1 pseudogene (only partly in view) is annotated in these 22,041 nt (G+C 39.9%); it reads right to left on the bottom strand.

Features of this window, described 5'->3' with window-relative positions:
* Positions 1 to 22,041: pseudogene (locus ACLTU0_RS03680) on the bottom strand (hypothetical protein) (its annotated part extends 10,245 nt beyond the left edge of the window); the annotation flags it as partial.

Genomic DNA, 22,041 nt, shown 5'->3' with positions numbered 1-22,041 from the left:
TTATTATCTGTTGTCCAACCGGCTGTATCGCCTGCTGTTGAAGCACTGCTATCGCCGTTATTATGCCACTTATTCTGTGAATCATAGTAACCTACTCTCAATATTGACTTAGGTGAAGTTTCAATCGTAATTTGAGGTACTTCTGTCATTGAGTCTACGAAGAATATGTACTTAACGTCATCACTGTTTTCTACAGGTTCTTCTGTAGCATCCACATTACCACGCTTGATGCTGATAATATCATTTTCACCGCTTCTTCTTGTGACGTGTAACTTATATGTCTTAATCGGCTGTGAAGTATTCTGCGATTGAACATAGATTGTATATATCTTAGCTGTATCAGTTGCTTCTGTAAGAGCGATTGTATAAGCCTTAGATGTTATACCCTTATCAACCAACGTCGGTGCAGGCTCACCATCTTCTGTAATCGCAAGTTTTGTAAATTGATTCTTAGCCTTTACTATAACATTTGCTATTTCGTCAGTTGTTTCAATACTTCCGTCATAGTAACCGCCGTTTGAAGCTACCCAGTTAGCTTCTACACCGTTTACTGTTACTGTAATATCGGTATCAGTACTCTGCGGCATAATGATTAGCTTAAATGTCTTCTTATAACTTGAGCCTGATTTAGCCACATCAACTTCATAAGTATATGGATTGCTTTCCGTCAAAGCTGACAAGTTACTAACCTGTAATCTATACAATGTTCTGTCAGGTGAATCAACAGTTATAATATTATTTGCATTTGTTGTATTTCTTACTTCAGCAATATTACCGTTTATTGATGTTAGGTATATAGTTGCTGTGTTAGAAGTTGTAGGAACATATACAATATATTCGTTCTTGTCCTCTTCCTTCGCAATCTTTTCGTCATCGTATTCTACAGTCAATTCCATATCCATATCTGTAGGTGTTGCGATGATGTAGTAATCCTTTGTACCGCCGCTCTGCGATGTTACAGTTACAGGAATTGCGAATGAATCGTTTGTGCCGTCACCGTCAAAGTCGTAATCGGCTGTAAGTTTTGTAAATGTTGCCTTTGCAGTACCGCCGTTTGTATTTGCGAACGGTGCATTATCAATGCTTGTTACTGCCGCATTTACATCTTCAAGCTCGATTGCAAGGTCAAATACTGTATAACCCGATGTAGTTGACTTAGGAACATATACATGATATGCATTGTATATATTACCGCCTAAGTTTACACTGTCATCTGCTGTAGTATCTGTATCCTTGTTTTCACTGTCATTTGGATTTGCAGTTACCGACTTGATATTTGCATTGTTACTCTTCTTATAAATATATAGCTTATATTCGGCTGTTGCTGTATTTGTAATATCATCAGATTTAACTGTGATTGTTACTTCTGTGAAGTTACTGTTTATAGTATCTTCAAGGTCTGTTGTAACAGTTGCGCCAAGTGTCGGATTTGTGTTGTTATTGCCTGAAACGCCGTCTTTACCTGTAATTTCTACACGGTAATTTGCGCTAGATGCAAGAGCCCATACATCTGCACTTGTTGCTGTACCGTCTACATAATATACATATGAGCCGTCAAGATTTGTTTTCTTAACAGTATTGTTATCAACCTTTACAGTCAATGCATAATCATCGCTCAAACGTTTTAGATATACAACGTTTTCATATGCAGGGTCACCGTCAGCTGTTCTGTACAATCTGAACGGTACTTCCATTTCGGTTACAGAGATAGGCATCGAAACCTTAAGCTCTGCATAACCGCCGGCTGTAATATCGCCATTGTTAATGCTTACGAAGTGGTTCTTGCTCGCTGCCGTAACACCAATCAATACTTCACTTGCGTTCGGAAGTACTTCAAGATATGTATATCTTGGTTCTGAATCAGTCGGTGCAGTTGCATCCAAACCGTTTACTGTTACGCTTTCAACAGAAGGAGCTTCGTCTGTACCCTTTATAACAAGCTTATACATCTTCTGTAGTGAGCCATCCTGTGAAACTACCTTAACATATCTAATCTCGTCGCCTGTCTGTAAATCCAAACCTGAAACGATTTGAGTTACATATCCTACGTTGCTTGGATTATTATCATATGCATTCTGTCTAAGTTTCTCAATGTCTGTAAGTTCTGCCAATTCATCAGATGCTTGTACAGTTACATTTGTAAACTTAGTTGTATCAGGGATTTCAACAGTCCATGTTTCACCGTTGACGTCTGATGAATCCTTAACTGCATAATATGTGCCAACCTTAATATATTCTACATCTGCATTTGTATCTGTATCTCTGATTATTAAGGTGTATTCTTTAGTTGTAAATCCGTCTTGTCCTGTTACTGTTATACGGTATCTGTTTACCGGCTGACTGTGTAGAGTTACCGCATCATTTGCCCATACATTCTGTGACTCGCTACCCACTTCATTGTATGACAATCCATATGGTGACTTTGTCAAATCTCTTGTGATAGCTTCAACCTTAACAGTTGAATTTGCATCTTGTGTTGTTATTGAAACATCAGCTGTCTTATCACTCGAAATACCGGTCTTTAGATATGTGTAAGTACCGTTTGCATTGCTTACTGTAGTACCGTTTACAGTTACATTCATAAGGTCTGTGTTTACAGCAACCTTAGTAATTACAAGAGTATATCTCTTTGTTGTACCGTCTTTTGCCTTAACTTCAATCGTTGCAGTTGTTTCTTTACTGTTTACAACCACATTACTCAAAGTAACAGCTCCGGTCGCTTCATCCTTGCTGTCATAGCTGCCGTTTATATGTACGTACTGAACAAGCGATGTTTGCGGAGTTGCTATAATATCAACTCTTGAAGTTGTATCAGGAATCTTAATTACGAACTTGCTGTTATCATCTGCATCATATTTTGCAGGTCTTACAACACCATCTACAACAACATCAACGCTCTTAAGCTCAGGGTTACCTTCTACAGAAGATACCTTTACGAAGTAAGTCATTACTTGACTTCCGTCTTCTGACTTAATATATACAGGAATTGTTACACCTGCTCTAAGCTCGTCATCAGTTATACCTGTAAGGTCAACATTAACGCTTGCATCATTGCTGTTTGAATATGTTATTGCAGCTGAACCGACATATGCTGACGGTTTATAAGTTGTTTCGATTGCAACTGTTGACTGACTGTCCTTAGCCTTTACTCTGATAGGAAGAATTGTTCTGCCCGAATCTACATATGTATAGAATTCACCTGCGGTATTCTTGCTTAAGTCAGGGTCTTCATTTGCAATATAGATTGCTTTTACAAATTCAATCTCTGTATTATCAGACTTCTTGCGAAGTACAAGTTTATAATCCTTTGATGTAACTCCGTCTTCTGCTATTACTCTGATTGAAAGTTCTGTTGGACCATCATTCAATGACGGGTCAAGAGTAACTTCTCTGATTGCCTTATATGTTGCACCCGTTGTCATAGTTGAAGGCTGTTCTGTAGCAGGGTCGTAAATTACAACCTTTGAGCTTGTATTATTTGCTTCTGCAGTAATATTAATGCTTAGAGCTGTACCCGTTGTTATAATATCACTTGCATTAATACCAAGATAATACTCAATATTACCGTTTTCATCAGTAATCTGCTTTACCTTACCTGTGTAGTCAGGGCTTGCAGGGTCTGTTGTAGGTGTTGAATCAACCTTATACAGACCAACATTATTTGATGCGTATTTAATAATAAGTGTCGGTATATTCATTGAGCTGTTGTCTATGACAATACCGTCTGCTCTCTTAACATACAACTTAGTTGTTGTACTGCCGTTCGCTTCTTCTTCAAGAAGTTCTTTCGGAAGAAGAACCTTTGCAATACCTCCCTGTGTAGGATCTGCAGCGTTGATAGGTGTCGGAGTTACGAAGTTATTCGGTGTTCCGACTGCTACCTGCGAACGTGCATCGGCAGTTGTAACGTAAATTACAATACCGTCCTCCGAATAAGGGGCTTGACCTTCATATGTGTTAATTGAAGTCTTATATGTTGCAGCAACCTTATTTTCTGTTAAGTCTACTGCCGTTATAGCGTTTGTTTCAGGTAATTTCAAAATATTTACCTTAAACGTCTTTTCTGTTCCGTCTTCTGACTTAACATGGATATATACAGCATTTGCCTTTGGCTGAGTTGCTTTAACATCCATTTCATCTGTATATGTTGCATCGCCATTTACATAGAATGTACTGCTTGTTGAAATCGTCAGCTTAATGCTTTCATCAGTTGTAACATTATCGCCGTCTACAATAACACCCTCTGCTACAAGTTTTTGAGTTGTGTTATCTGTTCCGTCAGTTGACGCAGGCAAAGTATATTCATACTCACCGTCAGCATTCTGCGAAAGTTCTTCGCCGCCATATGTTACCTTTATTGCAGTATTAGCTGACATTCTTATAATATCAAGCTGATATACACCCTGTGAATATGATGTATCTGCCGGAGTTACAGCAATATAAAGTGTTGTTGTATCTGCTGTAATCGAAACATTTCTCATGTCGAACGGCATTCCTGACATAGAGTCACTCTTTGCAGTTGCTTCATCAGGACGAATTGCAACCTTTGAGCTTGTGCTTGCCGCTACGGCATTAACCTGTACATAGTTAGTATCATACTTAATCTTTGCAACATACTTACCGGTTGTCTTATCATATGTAACATTGTAATTTTCACCGATTATTATACCTGTCGGCTTGTACTCAAGCTTATCAACAGTAAGGCTTCCCAAACGAGAATCTGCGGTTTTCTTGTAAATACGTAGTGTATATTCATTAACCGCACCCAATGTTGTTGTTACCTTTAGAGCAATATCCATATAACCCTTGTCATTAAAGTTCAAGGTTACATCTTCGGTTGTTGTATATGAATATACGTTGCCGTTCTCAATTTGAACTTGTCCGTTAGTTACTGCAGTTGTCAATGTTACAGACGCTGTCTTAGCATCGTCATCAACTGCCCATACATACATTAACTTTTCATTACCGTCTTCTTTTACAAGAGTTGAGTTAATATAGCCGCTGTTATCAACTGATACAAACGGATCACTCTCTTCATCAAGCTTGAAAATTGTAAGTATATACGGAGCGCCGTCAAGTGAATCGGCTGTCAATTTAATATATGTCTTATCTGATGTCTTTGTATTATCAAGGATAAATCCGTCATATGTGAATTCACCAGGTGTTGTTGCCTCCTTTACGGCATTTAGCAAGCCATCAGGAGTGTATGTTACCTTTGCGACATCTCCGATCATAGGAGTTGTAATGATGTTAATATTAGCAACATCCTTAATCGGGATTACAATCTCGTAGTTCTGAGTATCACTCGGATTCTTCTGGTACGCGGTATATGTATTAAGCACATTTCCGCTTGCATCAACGATTTCTACCTTAATTTCCTTGATTGTTGTTGCCTCCGACTGTCTGTAAATAGTCAATGAATGGTTTGATACAGTTCCGTCTTGTGCTGTTACTTTAATAGGAATGACCTTATATGTTTCATTTGCCGACATTGTAATCTTCTGTACGTCATAGTAACCGTCATGACCGTTATCCTTGTCATGATCGCTGTTTACAGTTACATTCGCAATAGAGATTTTAGCTGACGGAGAAACTTGGCTATAGATATAAATATCTCTATCCTTAGCATCGCCGGTTTCCTTAATGATTGCATAATAGTTACCTGTATTACCTATCAGAACACCATTTCTTACATAATCCGATACTGCCGCATCTTTCAATTTAATATGGTTTTCAGGTTGGTCATAATAAACCCAATCAGCTACATCTGTAGCAGGATCGTTTTCACCAACTTTTACAATTCTCAAATCACCGTCATTTGAGTATCTTGTTGTATGAGCTTTATATATTCCGTCAAAGCTTGTGTTGCTGTTCTTAAACTCGAAGTAATAATTATCTTCAAGTTCACTGATCGGTACATCTGTAAATTCATAGTATCCTATAAACTTAGGGTCTTTTGAACCAATATTTGCGTCTGTCAACAATGTACCCATAACAGGATTTTGACCGTTCTTATCTACCATATAGATAACATCTGCGTCTACAATACTCTTAACGTGTACCGTTACAGTTGTAGCATTAGGAATTGTTGTTTGTACAAGACCTGTATAAACACTCTTTAGAGGATCAACAAGCTTATAAGACTTATCGCCTACAACAGATATTATCTCTGTATATTCATCACTGTCAAGATAACCCTTTTCAACTGCGGCTTGAGTTGCTGTGTCATCAAGTTTTGAATAATCAAATACGATTGCTTCAACATGATTATCGCTTGCATCGGCAACTTCTACATATGCAGTCTGTTTTGTACCTGTCTTTACATCTGTTACAACAAGTGTTGCAACACCTTCCTTAGTCTTTCCGCTTACTTTACCGTCTGAATCTACAGATACAAGTGAACCAGGAATAAGAGCAGTTACTCCATCCTTATCCATTTCATTCGTGATTTCCCATTTGTATGTGTCACCTGTTGTTGCATTATCTTTAATCAAGTTAAATCTATTGAATGAAACTTTCATCTGATAAGGTGCGGAACCGATATAAAGTTTCAAGCTTGAAGGAATAAGCTTCATAGTTCTGCCTGTTACAAGCACAGGGCTGAATTCGTTAGAATCAGATGCGTTTGTTGTACCAGGTTTATAGTGTGCAGGATCTTCACCCGCATAAGCATCACCCAACTGACCGTGTGTATTTTCACCGAAGCTCCATACAAATCCGTCTTCAAGTACAACGTATGATGTTGCACCACCTGTTGCAACCGAAATTGCCGACAGACTTCCGTCATCAACAGTTACTTCTACAGGAGATACTTTGTCATCAGATGTTGTTACATTACCGATACCCAAACGTCCAAGGTCTGCACTACCCCAGCTCATCACTCTTCCGTCTGCTGTTATCGCAATATTGTGCAATGCACCGACTGAAATATCAACTGCGTAGTTATTAGTACCGTCAAATACATCTACATAGTTAGGAGCGTAGTATAACAAGCTTCCGCTTTCGGCAATACCTTGTCCAAGCTGACCTTCACTGTTAGCGCCCCACGATATAATTCTGCCGTTATCAAGCATTGCAACAACGTGATATAAACCATCATACGTTCTTAAAATATGACCGTTAAATTCATCACCAAGGTCTATCTGTACAGGGTAAGCATAGTAACGATTATTTGTATTATCAATTTGGTGATTCGAGTTTTCACCCCAACCCCAAAGTGTACCGTCATAACGTACTGCCTTTGTTGCGCTACCGCCTGCACCGATACTAATGCTGATAACTTTGTTCAAGCCTTGTGCTACAACCGGAGTGCTTGATCTCTTGCTTGTATCCTTTGAAGGAGCACCAAGCTGACCTAAGCTGTTGTCACCAAAGCTATATACGTATCCGTCTGCACCAAGTACCATTGTATGTTGTTTACCTGCCGAGATAGATACTATTTCAGGCAGACTTTCTACCTTTTGAGGTGTTGATACGACTATGCTTGCATTACCCAAACCAAGCTGACCGTAATCATTATGACCCCATGTATAAACTTCACCGTCACGGGTAAGTGCGATTGAATGATATTCACCTGCGTGAACAGATACAATATCCTTACCGTTTAATGCTGTTACATTTATAGGTTCATATGCACAAGATACGCTGCCGTCACCAAGCTGACCGTATTCATTGTTACCCCATGTCCAAACTGTTCCGTCCGACTTAAGAGCGATAACATGAGAGTTACCTGCTGAAATCATAGGAGCTGTCTGTGCGTCTTTATCTATTACATGAACGATACATACTGATGTAAGGTTGCCCTTCTTAACAACGATATGAGTAATACCAATCTTATTACCTGTAATCTCGCCGTCATCACCAACTGCCGTAACATCTGCAATAGCTGTATTCTTACTTTCAAATGAGATACTTCCAGGATTAGCATAATCAGTAATCAAGTTGAACTTCTTACCCGAATATGTGTCAAGAGTAGCAGTTTCTCCGACATGAATTGTCATTTCATATTTAGAAATAAGTTCTGTTCTTTCACCGATTAGAACCGGAACATAACTCTTTGTTTCGTTTCTGGCAACCGGTGTACCAAGTGAATAGTCACCATAACCGTAAACGTCACCATTTCTTGTATAGAATACTGAATATTCATCACCAAGACTTACACCTGCGATTGCGAAATCGTTATATGATGACTTGATAGTATCAATAACAGCATTTGCAATAGGTATATTTCTTTCAACGGTGTCACCTATACCAAGTTGACCCTTATTATTTTGACCGAATACATACATATTACCATCCTTACCGATAACTGTACTGTATTTATTACCGGCTGCTATGGTTACTGCATCTGTTAAAATCTTTGTGTATGTATTTTTTGTTGCACTCGGTGTATTACCAAGCTGACCGTGTTGGTCACTGCCTGTTGCATAAACGTTTGATGTAAATGCAAGAGCAATACTATGATCATATCCTGCAGCTATAGCAACTATATCTTCGGTATCTCTTACTTCTGTCGGCAACCACAATTCACCTGTGTTATTACCGACTCCGCCTTGTCCCGAATCATTAGCGCCCATTGCCCAAATTGTTCCGTTTGAACGCAATAGCAATGCATTTTCACTGCCTGCCGAAATAGCAGTTACACTGTCAACTGTTGATACGCTCTGAGGAGCAGCATATGCCGTACCGATATTACCAATACCAAGTTGGCCCTTATTGTTGCTGCCCCATGTCCATACATTACCGTACTTATCAAGAGCCATACCGAACGCATCACCTGCTGCAACGTTAATTATGTTGCTTAGTCCGTCAATCTTTGCGAATGATGTACGAGCCGATATTGCTGTTGATGCAACTCCAAGCTGACTGCAGTCATTCAGACCTGTTGAGTAAACAGTTCCGTCTGATGCTACAGCAAGTGCAAATTCTTCACCGACTGCAATATCAATAAACTTAACACCTGACGGTGTTACATCAGTAGGTTCATCAACAGATATTGTGTTGCCTGTACCAAGCTGACCGTTCTTGTTTATACCCCATGCCCAAAGAGTTCCGTCTGCTCTTAGAGCAAGTGAATGGTTACCCTTCGTTATAGCCTTAGGTTCAAATCCTACATTATTATTTGATACGATTACTTTTATGTATGCACTCTTTTGACTGTATTTGTTTTCAGCCGCAGAAATGTATGCCGTACCTGCTTTATTCGCAGTTGCAACGCCTGTTGACTTGTTGATTTCAAGTACACCAAGGTCACTTGAAACAAACTCAAATTCATGCATACTAAGTATGCCGCTCTGATATAGATTGAATACATTAAATCCTGCATCCAAATCCTTAACATCATCGACATTCATATAGATTGTGCCATAAAGAGCCGTACCGTTTTCATAAATAACAACTTCGTTACCGCCAACCATCAGAGGTACATTCTTATCAATTTGTGTACCGTCACCAAGCTGACCGTATTCATTACTACCTACAATCCAAACGTTTCCGTTTTCATCGACTGCCATCTGATGATTTGAGCCACCTGCAACAAGATCAAACTTCAAATCATCTGATGATTTAATAACCTTAGCAGGTACATACTTCTCTGTTGTGTTGCCGATACCAAGCTGACCGTATTCATTTGCACCCCATCTGTAAATGTCACCATTTACATCAATTGCGGCTGAAACGAATTTACTTGCTGAAATATCAACAATTCCCGACAGATATGAATCTCCCGAATTTTGTTCGCCTTTATAAACTTTTACCGGAACAGTGCTTGCTGTTCTGCTGTTTGTACCAAGTTGACCGTGTTCATTTGCGCCTAATGTCCAAACATTTCCGTTAGTATCAAGAGCAAGAAGATGGTTCGTACCGTGTGCAATCTTCAAGATTGAAAGTTCATTTCCGTTATCGTCCTTGTATCCCATTACCTTTGTAGGAATGTTATCCTTAGACATCTTCCAAACTTCACCGCTTATACTTAGAGCATAATTGCCGCTTACTTGAAGAATGTTATTCAAACCTGAAACGATTGATGCATAATTTTGATTATCGTATTCTTCTCCAAATACTGCAACTGTACCGTTTGCAAGTAGGATATATGCTGTATTGCCGTGAGTTGAAATTCCAACTGCACCTTCTACATCTGTACCGTCTTTATATTTAACTGTGTCAATACCGGTAGCCGATCTGTCATCATTACCGTTACCAAGCTGACCATTGTTATTATTACCCCACGAGTAAACTTTACTGCTCATTCCTATTGCAAGATTATACTTATCACCTGCCGCAATCAGAACAGCTTGTTCATTGTTTGCACCTAACGTCACCTTCTTAGGTTCAAGTGACATTCCGTTTTCTGTTTCATATCCAAGTTGATTTGAGTCATTCAGACCCCAAGTCCATACAGTACCGTCATACTTAAGGGCAATGCTGTGTCCTTTGCCGCCGTCTACCATCGGGTAGATACCACCGTTTTGACCTACGTAAACCGTTACATAACCGATTGTGTTTGAAGATGTCTTAACAACCTTCAAGATTGCTTTGCCGTCTTTAACACCTGTTATTGTAAGTCCGTCGCTTTCTACCCTAACAACTGATGTATCAAGTGATTCAACTGTATAACTGTTATCGGTTGATGTAGTCTTACCTAATAGATTTAGATATTCGGCAATCGTTACCGTAAGTGCATTATTATTAGTGTCACCTACAGAAACATTAACGCTTGAACCCTTATCCAATCTGATAACCTGTGGTTTAACGCTAAGTTGCATTTTACCCGCAATTACAGGAATATATGCATTCGCATTATCCTGATTACCAAGTTGGCTGTATTCATTTGCACCGAAACTCCATACATAACCGTCACTGTCAATAGTTACTGTATGGTTAATACCTGCAGCAACAAAGATAATATTCTTTGCAGAATCAATGTATTCGACCTTTGAAGGGCTCTTATAGTCCTTCTTAATCTTCTGACCTGACTGATACTTTTCTTCATTGATACCCCATGCATATACGTCACCGTTTTCTGTTATGGCTACGCTGTAACGATAACCGGCTGCAATATCAATTACCTTGCCAAGTGTGCTTATAAATTGAATATCGTTTGTACCAACTGAACTTATATCACTCAATTCACCGACACCAAGTTCACCGTTCTTGTTATCACCGAATGTATATAGGCCTCCGTCTCTTGCTATAAGAAGAGTATGAGTTGTATCAATATTAGTTGCGCTGCCGTCACCGATGTGGTCATTAGATGCAACCTTTATAAAACGTACATCTTTAGTATCTTTTTGAATTATTACCGATGACGCATTCTTATTAGGAATTTGCCATATTGTACCGTCAGCCTTTAGACCGTATTTACCTGAAATTTGAATCATTCTCTCGAACAAATCAAGCTGAATAGGTTTATTACCATAACCTGTATTGTTATTGATATTACCCCATGCGTAAATATGTCCGTCCTTATCAAGCGCATAGCTTGTTGTTTCGCCGACACCGATTTCAACAGCCTTTGTGCTGTCAGGAAGATTAACCTGTACAGGTTTATTAGAATTGTTACGTGTACCGTTTCCAAGCTGACCTAAGTCATTTCTTCCCCAAGTCCATACTTTACCTGTATTGTCAACAGCTACAGTATGACCGTTACCCGTTTCAATTCTTGTAATATAATTTGAAGGATTACCGAAATCAAAAGTAATCTCTGTAGGTACAATTCTGTTTTCTTTGCCTTGGTCACCAAGTTGACCCAAGTCATTTTTACCCCATGTATATACTTTACCGTCTTTATCAAGTGCAACAGTAAATCCTTCACCTGCGGCTACCTGCGGAAGGGTCTTATAGCCGTTCATAAGAACAGTTACTTCAACAGTTGTCTGTCTGCCACCGCCTGATACGATAATCTGTGTCTTACCTGTTGATACAGGATTGATTGTCAAGCCACTTACAGATGCAATGTTTCCGTTTATTGAACTTGCGCTGAAGTTTACACTTGAATCTGTATTCTGTATTACATTGAAGAACTTATTATAAACCGGATTGATAACTGATGTTTCACCCTCATGAAGTGTTACAAAATATTCATCAAGTGAAATATAATCTTCACCCGTCTTTGCAGGAACAAGTTCATTTGTTTCTGTATCTGACGATTGACCTGCCGTACCATTACCGATTTGACCAAGGTCACTTGCACCCCATGTATATACATATCCGTCTGTTAATATTGCAGAAGTATTTGTTCCGCCTACTGCAACACCCCAAACATTAGTGTTATTTACAGGGATATATGTCGGTTTAGATACCTTTTCTGTCTGGCTGTTATCACCAATCTGACCACGACTGCCCGCACCCCAAGTATAAACCTTACCGCTGTCTGTAAGTGCAGCTATATGCGTTTGGGCAGAACGCGAACCGCCAAACTGTAAATCAACAATACCGCTTGTTTCATTAGGTATGTTAATTTGGGATACCAAAGAAACCTTTTCGCCTGCGGCATCATTCAATACTTGGTAATACTGATTATTACCCCATACAAATGCTCTGCCGTCAGCAGTCATAAATGCTGAGTTATAAGGGCCTGCCGAAAGTGCGGCTGCCTCAACTTTATCACCGGTTGAAGAATTTGCATCTACAGGTAAATCTACTTCTACAATAGTTGCAGTATATGTATTACCGTCTTTTGTTGTGTCAACACCAAGTTGTTTTTCTGTATTGTCACCGACTATCCACATAGTTTTGTTACCAAGAAGTAACATTGTATGTGCGGCGCCGGCTGCTATATCAACTACTCCGCCAAGTGTACCGTTGCCGCCAACACCTCTCATTAATACCGGAGTCGGATGTTGAGAACCGTTTACATCTGCTGTTCCAAGCTGACCTCTTGTATTATTACCGAAGCTATATACATATCCGTTATCTGTTAAAACAACCGAATAATCAGCACCTGCAGCTACCTTTACCGCAAATACATTTGAAAGTGCCTTAACCAATACAGGCAATGATGCACTGCCATATTTATAGGCGCTTACACCAAGCTGACCGTAGTTATTCATTCCCCATGCATAGACTTGACCATTCTTATCTACTGCAAGAACATGGTCCGGACCTGCCGCAATATCAACGATTGTTTCAGCGTCAAGGTCAAATCTCTGGTCATTATTAGGATTGATATATTGATCAATTCTTGTAGGAGTTGCAATTACAGGAGTTGCTGTATCAATACCTACTCTGCCGTTAGTATTTGAACCCCAACCCCAAATTGTTCCGTCTGCTTTCAATGCGATTACATAACCGTCACCGATTGCAATCTTAGGATTTGTAAATCCTTCAGAAACCGTAATATGAGTTGCAACAGTCTTACCTGTAAGTGAATCTGTTGCAATAAGAACAGTTGAACCTGTCTTAAGTCCCCTAACCTTTACAGTAGTCGATGTCAAACCGCCTGTTGCGGCTGAAGGAGTTGATGATACGATTTCTGCAATATTTGGATTTAGTATCCTCCATGTAACTTCGCTTGTGGTTGTTGTTGATGTATTAAATAATGAGAATACTGTAGCCGATGAAGTTGCAGTTACATCTGCTTCATCTGTCGGATGAAGTCTTAGAACCTTTGAATCAAGTGAAACCGGACTGCTGCCGACAACTACCGGATAAGGACTGTTATCCGTTGTTTGGTCACCAAGCTGACCTTGATTGTTAAGACCCCATACGTATACTCCGCCCGTCTTAGAAACGGCAAGTACATGAGATGCATTATCGCCCGATTCAACCATCATGATATTTGACAGTTTTTCTGTTCCGCTGTTATTCTTATCAACAAAAGTTGGAAGTGTTGAAATTCCTCCGGTAACTCCGTGACCTAATTGACCTACATGGTTATAACCCCATGCATATACATTTGCATCTGCAGTATTGGTAAGTGCAACATGGAATCTGTAACCTGCAGTAATTTGCGAAATGTCCGTCAAAGGATTTGTTCCGTCTGTTGTTACCCTTACAGGATATACATTAGTCCAGTTTGTTGTATTTGTACCTGTAATGCCTTCTGTATTAATACCTGTAGAATATACATAGTTATCAAAAGCATCAGTAGGATCTGTTATATTGTCTTTTAGTTCAAATGTTACATATGCACCATGATAGTCACCGCGGCCAAGACTTACAACACCCTTGAATTCACCGCCGTTGGCACTCTTCTGCATCTTTTGAACAAGACTCGAATTACTTGTATTACCTACACCGCGTTCACCGTATCCGTTATAACCCACTGTGAATACTGTTGAATCTCTGTTCAAAATTGCTGTTGAATAAGTACCAACTTCTGCATCAAATGCATTATTAACACCGATAATCTTATTCGGTAATGTATTATTTGCACCGTTTGTACCTAAGTTACCATAATTGTTATAGCCCCAAGCATAAGCAGTACCGTCATCCATGATTACTATAGCGCTATGAACACCGGCTCTTATCTTAACAGCTTTGTTTGAAAGACCTGCACCGAAGAAACCGTTACCATCTGTACTCTTAACCTTTATCGGATAGTATTGATAGTAATCGCTGCCTGTACCCTGTCCGAGTGCAGCATAGTAATTACGTCCCCACGCATAGACGCTGCCATCTCTTGTCAATGCATATGCTGCATAAATGTTAGCCGAAATATCAATTACATCTTCAAGAGGTGAACCGTTATCAAGGACTACCTGTACAGGAGCTCCTGATTGAGTAACTGTTTTGTCATTAATACCAAGCTCACCGTATGTATTTTCACCCCATGTCCAAACTGTTCCGTCTGCCTTTAGGGCGATTGAGAAGTAATCACCCGCATCAATCTTAGGGAATACAGCTGTTCCGTTGTCAACTGCCGACTGATAGTCTGCAGGAAGGACATTAACCTCTATCAATGCATACAAGTTTGTATCCTTATCTGCAACTACAATGTTTGCCTTACCTACGCCAACAAACGAAAGCTGATTATTAAGTCCGACTGTAACAACATTTGTATCTGTGGATGCAATTCTAAATGTACCTATATCTGTGATATGGTCTTCAAATACGTTAAAGCCCGAAACAATACTCGGTATAAAGCTTCTTGAAGGAGCACCTTCATATGTTGTAATTTCATTATTTGTTATACCGGTAAGCTTAATCTTTTTAGTACCGACAGCTGTAGGATAATTGCTGTTATCAAAACCGCCATTACCGATTTGACCTTGAGTACCAAGACCCCAAGCATATACGTCACCATCTGTTTTTATAACTGCAGAATGATTGCCGTTGTTACTTGCATCTGCCCAGATTACTCTGTCAAGATTATTAGTACCGTTTTCGTCTTTAACGTTTGTAAACTTGCTTTCTGACAGATTTGTAGAACCTACGCCAAGCATTCCGTAATCATTCTTACCTGTTGCAAGAAGTTCCTTACCGTTTTCCTTAATTGCAAATGTAGCTCTTGCTCCGCTGATACGGATTACATTATCTATATTGTTATTCTTTCTTGGCAAGCCGTCTGAATTAACAACACCAAGCTGACTGTCTACACCTTTACCCCAAACATATGTTTCCTTGTTTTCGGTAATTGCAAATCCACTGCCGTAACCCGCAGCGATTGCTACAACTTTATCATTAATAGAAACTTGAGATTTTGCTACTACACTTGTAGAAAGCTTACTTGTACCGTGTTCAATACTGCCGTTATAACCCCAAGCATATACTCTGCCTGATTCTGCAAGAGAATAGCTTGTAGCATTTCTGCCGCCTGCTATTGCTATTGCTCTTGATACACCTGTATATATCGGTGAAAGGATATAACCTGCACTACCGCTCTTGATTTGTCCGTTGTAATTCTTACCCCAGCCATATACGTCCATTGTATCTGTAATTGCAAGTGCAAATTCATCTACACCTGAACCGCCGACTGAAATATCAGTTACAAGCAAACCGTTATTTACAAATGACTGAATCATTTGAGGAGTATTAAGCTGAACACTTGTTACCAAGCCTTGACCAAGCTGTCCATAATTATTTACACCCCATGTCCAAAGATGTCCGTCAAAATCAAGCGCCATTACGAAATTATCGCCTACAGCAATCTTTTTAATATTTGACATAACCTTTCGAGGTTCTGTTTCCATACCGCCTGTGTATCCAAGGCCAAGTTGTCCTGAAGCATTATTACCCCATGACCAAACTGTTCCGTTTGCCTTTAGAGCTACAGTAAATGTTTGACCTGCCTCTACCATCGGATATGTTACGTATTCGTCTTTATCAGGCACTACTGAAACTAAGACATAAAGAGTATTAATTACATTATCTGTACTGTCTTTAATCTTAATTTGAACATATGTCTGTCCGACAGTTTTACCTGTTACTGTACCGTTTGAATCAATCGTTGCAACATTGCTGTCCCATACGTCAAATTCCTGACTGTATGTAGCTGCCGCATCAGCTGATGAGAATAGGTTAAACGAACCCTTAATATCAATTATATTACCAATGTTTTGCTGCTTGTCAATCTTAGCAAGTATTTCTCTTTCCTTGACTAAAATTGTAGGCTCTGCACCTATCATTTGTGCAACATTGATTTTGTCGCCTGCATTTTGCAATGCAAGCTGTGAAGAAGTATTATCACCAACTGACCAAACGCTACCGTTTGAATCAATATATAGTGAGTGTGCACCGTTTCTTGATGATGATGCACCTATTGCATCAGTTGCTGTTGTACCGTCATTCTTCGCAAATTCCGAATACGGAACCATTGAAGTTGAGTTGTCTTCAGAACCGTTTGCAAGTTGACCGTGGTCGCCTAAACCTGATATTTTAAGCTGGCTGTCTTTATCTATTGTATATATGCTGTCACCGCCGCCGATTATCGCTGTATTATCACGTCCAAGCATTTCTGTCGGAGTTCTGAGCGTTGATGTATTATTCGGCGAAATTGCATAGTATGCGTTATTACCCCATGCATATGTCTTTGTTGAAGGCTTACTTGAAGCATCAAGAGAATATGTAACAGCTATACCGTTTTGGTTACCTGCACCGATTGCCATTGCTCTGTTATCAAGCGGTACTAATGTATATACTGAACCTGACGTTCCGCCTGTTCCGTATTCATATGCATAGTTCTTACCTAATGCATATACAAGACCGTTTGAAGTAAGCGTATAAACCGTTGCACCTCTGCCGGCTGCAACATCTACCGCATTAACTGCCGGAGATACAACAGGAGTATTGTAGCTTGCGTCATTTGCAATCTTTAATTGTCTGTATTCATTTGAACCGAAACCATATACGTTACCGTTTGAATCAAGTGCAACAACAAATATCTTCTCGTCATTCAATCCGCCTGCTGCAATCGCAACGATATTTTCAAGATATGTCTTATCTGCATTGCCTTGGTTCTGTTCACCCTTCAATACCTGTACCGGTACATTTGAGCTTACAGTTGTTCCGTTGCCAAGCTGACCGTTGTCATTTCTACCCCACGTCCAAACTGTTCCGTCTGTCTTTAGAGCTACCGCTGTCTGACCTGCTGCCGCAATCTTTATAATATCGCTTAAAGAGTCTATCTTTTCCGGATATACAACTGTTCCGTTTGATACACCGTTACCAAGCTGACCGTATGTATTTTGACCCCATGTCCAAACTGTTCCGTCTGCCTTTAGAGCAACAGTAAAGTCTGTACCTGCAGCTACCTGCGGATATGCTACACTTGTTTTTCCGACCGTCAAATCTGACGGACGCACTTCTACCTTAACAAGACCTGTTGTTAGAGGGTCGTTTGCAATAGATACTATAACATATGTTGTACCTACACCCACCGGCGTAATTTCACCGGTATCAGGATTTACAGTTATAATATTATTGTTTCCGTCATATGTCTGCCATAGAAGCTTAGCATCTGTCTTACCGCCGTTATTTGAGTTGAATACATTAAACGAATCAACTGACGGTGCCGGAATTGTTACACTTCCGCCATTTACCTTTAATGAATATAGATATTGACTCATTGTCAGGTAAGATGCACCAACTCTTACAGGAGTCGACTCATCTTTATTTGAACCGTTGCCAAGTTTATAATATGAATTATTTCCCCAAGCCCAAACACTACCGTTTGACTTGATTGCATACATTGATTGACCCGGTCTTTCATCAGCTGTTACTGCCGCATTAATTATATCTTCAAGATATGTACCCTCTTCACCTGAGTCACCTGCAAGTACATTGCCTACTACACCGAACTTAGAATTCGGTCCTTGTCCTGTTGCATATATACCCGCCTGACCTGATGTATAAAGTCTTCCGTCTGTCATTAAAACAACCGAACTCAATGACGTATCTGCAAATACCGGAGATGCTGTAATTGTCGTTGACGGATAATTTATAAGTTTAATCAAGTAATCAGCGCCTATTCCGCTTGCTGATTCGACATGAACTTTTACAAGTTGTTCAAACTTATCATTACCTGATGTTGCGACATTATATGTATTCAAGCTTGCACCGGCATAGCTTGTGTCATCGCCCTCTGTAAAGACAGTACCGTCAAGGGCAGTCATTTCGACATTATAGAATTGTACTGTTGCATTCTTGCTTGTCGCAAATACAACCGGAGTTGCCGAAACAGCACCAAGAGGCAATTCAACTTCATACAACGCGTCAGCATCTGCCGGAGCTTCATCACTTAGTACACCAAGTGCCGTTGACGCTTCACCGTTCTTCATAACAAGATTTACAGATACCTTTTTCAATGAAGTATCATCACTGTCATCGGCTTGCATTTCAATACTGTCTGCAGACATTGTTTCAATCGCCTGCTCATAATTATGTTTGCTGTAATCTGCGACAACTGTCGGTTTTGTATTAGTAGTTGAATTACCAAGACCTGTTGTACCGTAGCCTGCATAACCCCACATCATAACCAAACCGTCAGTTGTAATTGCAACTGCATTATGCCAACCTTGTTTTGCATACAATGCTTTCTTACCGTTTAAGTCAGCTTGGGTAGTTGTAATTCTGTCAGATGTTGTTCCGTTACCTGCTGAGCCATATCCGTTATATCCCCAAGATACAATTTGTCCGTCACTGCGAAGAACACTGCCGATATGTCCGATGGCGTCAGAATTAATTCTAACTGCACCGTTTAGCATTGAGTTATTCTTTGTGATATTAACCGGTACACCTGTTACATATGAATCGCTTGTATTCTTAGGATCTATTGCTGATTTATAGTTTCTGCCCCATGTATATAGAGTGCCCTTTATATCAAGTGCCATTGAATATGATGCATAGTTACTGTATCCGCCTGCACCGATGTCTACGATAAAGTCACTGCCATTACCGTCGCCAAGATATGTGTTTGTATTATTGTTGCTATAACCTGTACCGACAACTCTCATAGCGACTGTCGAACTATGATCTGAAGTATCACCGTCACCAAGTGAGCCATAAATACCCCAACCCCATGCATAAACTTGACCGTCTGCCGTTAAAGCAAGGTTGTGATATGCACCGACTGCGATTTTTACGATATTTGTAAGAGGTACATTATTTGAATCAGGATCAGACTGATTTTCCTTTCTAAGTACCTGTTCAGGATGATCATGGTCACCGCCTGCAGTACCTATACCTAATTCACCGTGTGCATTGTAACCCCATGCCCAAACTGTTCCGTCTGCTTTTAGAGCTACTGTATGATAGAAACCAGGCTGAACTTGAGGGTATGCAATATAATTTGTACCTTGCGGTTCAACGTTTAGTTTGAAGAAACCTTCTGCTCCGTTTTTATCCGTTACAACAATATATGTTATACCAGTCTTTTTAGCTGTCACAACGCCTGTCTTTGCATCGACTGTTGCAACTTCTGTATCAACCGATTTAAAAGTCAAATCATCAGGAGTATATGCAGACGCTCTCAACAAGTTAAATGATGATACACCGCTGATACCGCTTAAATCAATCGAAAGAATATCTCCCTCTTGAATTGAAGTTACAATTTTACTTGTATTCTGCATCTTTAATGTGTCGTAATATATTACAACATCATTGTCAACTCCATTGTTTGTCCATGTTGCTGTCGAGATTGTAAGTTGTGGCTGACCCATATCAGATACTACCTTAACAGGCGCTTTTCTTCTATCAGTCGTACCGTCACCAAGTTGACCGTTTATGTTATAACCCCAATCCCATACAGAATAGTCTGATTGAACAGAACCCATATGGTATCCGCCTGCATATAGACTTACTGTATCCTCAAGGTAATCTTTCTTTGTTTCGCCTCCAACTACACGTGTTGCATATACATATGTAGCATCTGACTTGTTAAGACCTAATTGTCCGTATGAATTATTACCCCATGCATATACCTTTGTGAATGGATCGGCAGATGCATTTTCAATAACGCGAGCTGACATTTGCTGCATACCTGCGGCAATTTCAACTACGTCACTAAGCTCTGTTGATACGTCTGTCTTTACAACTGTCGGTACATTTACAGTGCTTGCACTCGTATCTACACCAAGCTGTCTTTGGGCATTATAACCCCATGTATATGCTTTTCTGTCAGTTGTTACAACGCCTGCCGATACACCGCCGGCTGTAATTTGTACCACATTTTGTAAGCCTTTGTCTGTATCACCGTTGATACCTACAGGTCGAACCGGTGTTAAAGATGATGTGTATGACTTATTACCAAGCTGACCGTTAGAATTCTGACCCCAAGTCATAACACTGCCGTCTTTTCTTAGAACTACAGCGAAATCGTTAGTGCCGTTTACCCAGTCACCGCCTGCTGCGATTTGTATTACATCGCCCAAATATACTGTATATGCCAATCCACCGCTTACTCTTACAGGAGCATTTGAATCGGTATTTGTGTTATTACCTAACTGACCTACATTATTTTGACCCCAAGTATAAACATTACCTTTTCTGTCAAGAGCCATTGCGAATGTAGGACCTGCTGAAATTTGGATAATATCCTCCAAATAAGTGCTTGAGCTATCCTGCTCACCTGTTACAACCTGCATAGGTGTCAAACAGCTTGTTTTACTTGAATCAGTTGGGTTACCTTTTACACCGATACCTAATTGACCGTAGCTGTTATCACCCCATGCCCAAACTGTTCCGTTTTCACGAAGTGCAAGAGCATAGTAACGATTACCACCGTCAAATGTACCTCCTGCTGCAACCTGTACTACATTTGTAAGGTATTGGTTACCTGTAGCACCACCCAATACTTGTACAGGAATAAGTGAATCCGCTGTACTGTTGTTACCAAGCTGTCCCGCAACATTGTAACCCCATGTCCAAACTGTTCCGTCTGCCTTTAGAGCTACTGTTGACGATTGCTTAGCTGAAACCATAGGAGTTGCTACTGCGTCTTTCGGCTTAACTTGTACACGAATAATACCTACAAAGTTTCTTGTAGGATCTGTATCACGAATTATTACAACACCTGTTCCGTACTTACCGTTTTGGTTTGGAACAATTGTATTGCCGTTCTTGATTGTAAACAAAGTCTCGTCAAATGAAGAAATTTCAATATCCTTAGCATTTGAATATGAAGAACTCTTGTCAGTGATAAGGTTAAATCCGAAGATTTGTTCACCGATTAGCTTTGATGTATCTATAACAAGCTGTTCATCTTCAGCGATTGCTTCACCGCCCGACAAGCTTCTAGGCATTGAAGAATCTTCATATTTGCGTACAGTAGTACCTGTTTCACTCTTCTGTACTTCTGCATATTGAACATCAAAGTTTGTTGTCGGAGGGTATCCGACACTTACCGGAATTGATGAATTTTCATTCTTTGAGTTACCAAGTTGTCCATCTGTATTCAGACCCCATGCCCACACGGTTCCGTCTGTACGCACGGCTGCACCGAATTGACCATTTTGTGCACCAACAATTTGTACAACATCCTTCAAGTTTTGTACGTCCTGAACTTCATTTGTTGTAGTTGTTTTACCATTACCAAGCACACCATATCCGCCATATCCCAAGCTTGAAACTGTTCCGTCTTCTTTTAGGATATATGTATATCCGGTA

The organism is Hominilimicola sp. (genome assembly GCF_046972485.1).
Taxonomy (GTDB): domain Bacteria; phylum Bacillota; class Clostridia; order UBA1381; family UBA1381; genus Hominilimicola; species Hominilimicola fabiformis.
This window is presented reverse-complemented; position numbering and strand designations above follow the sequence as displayed.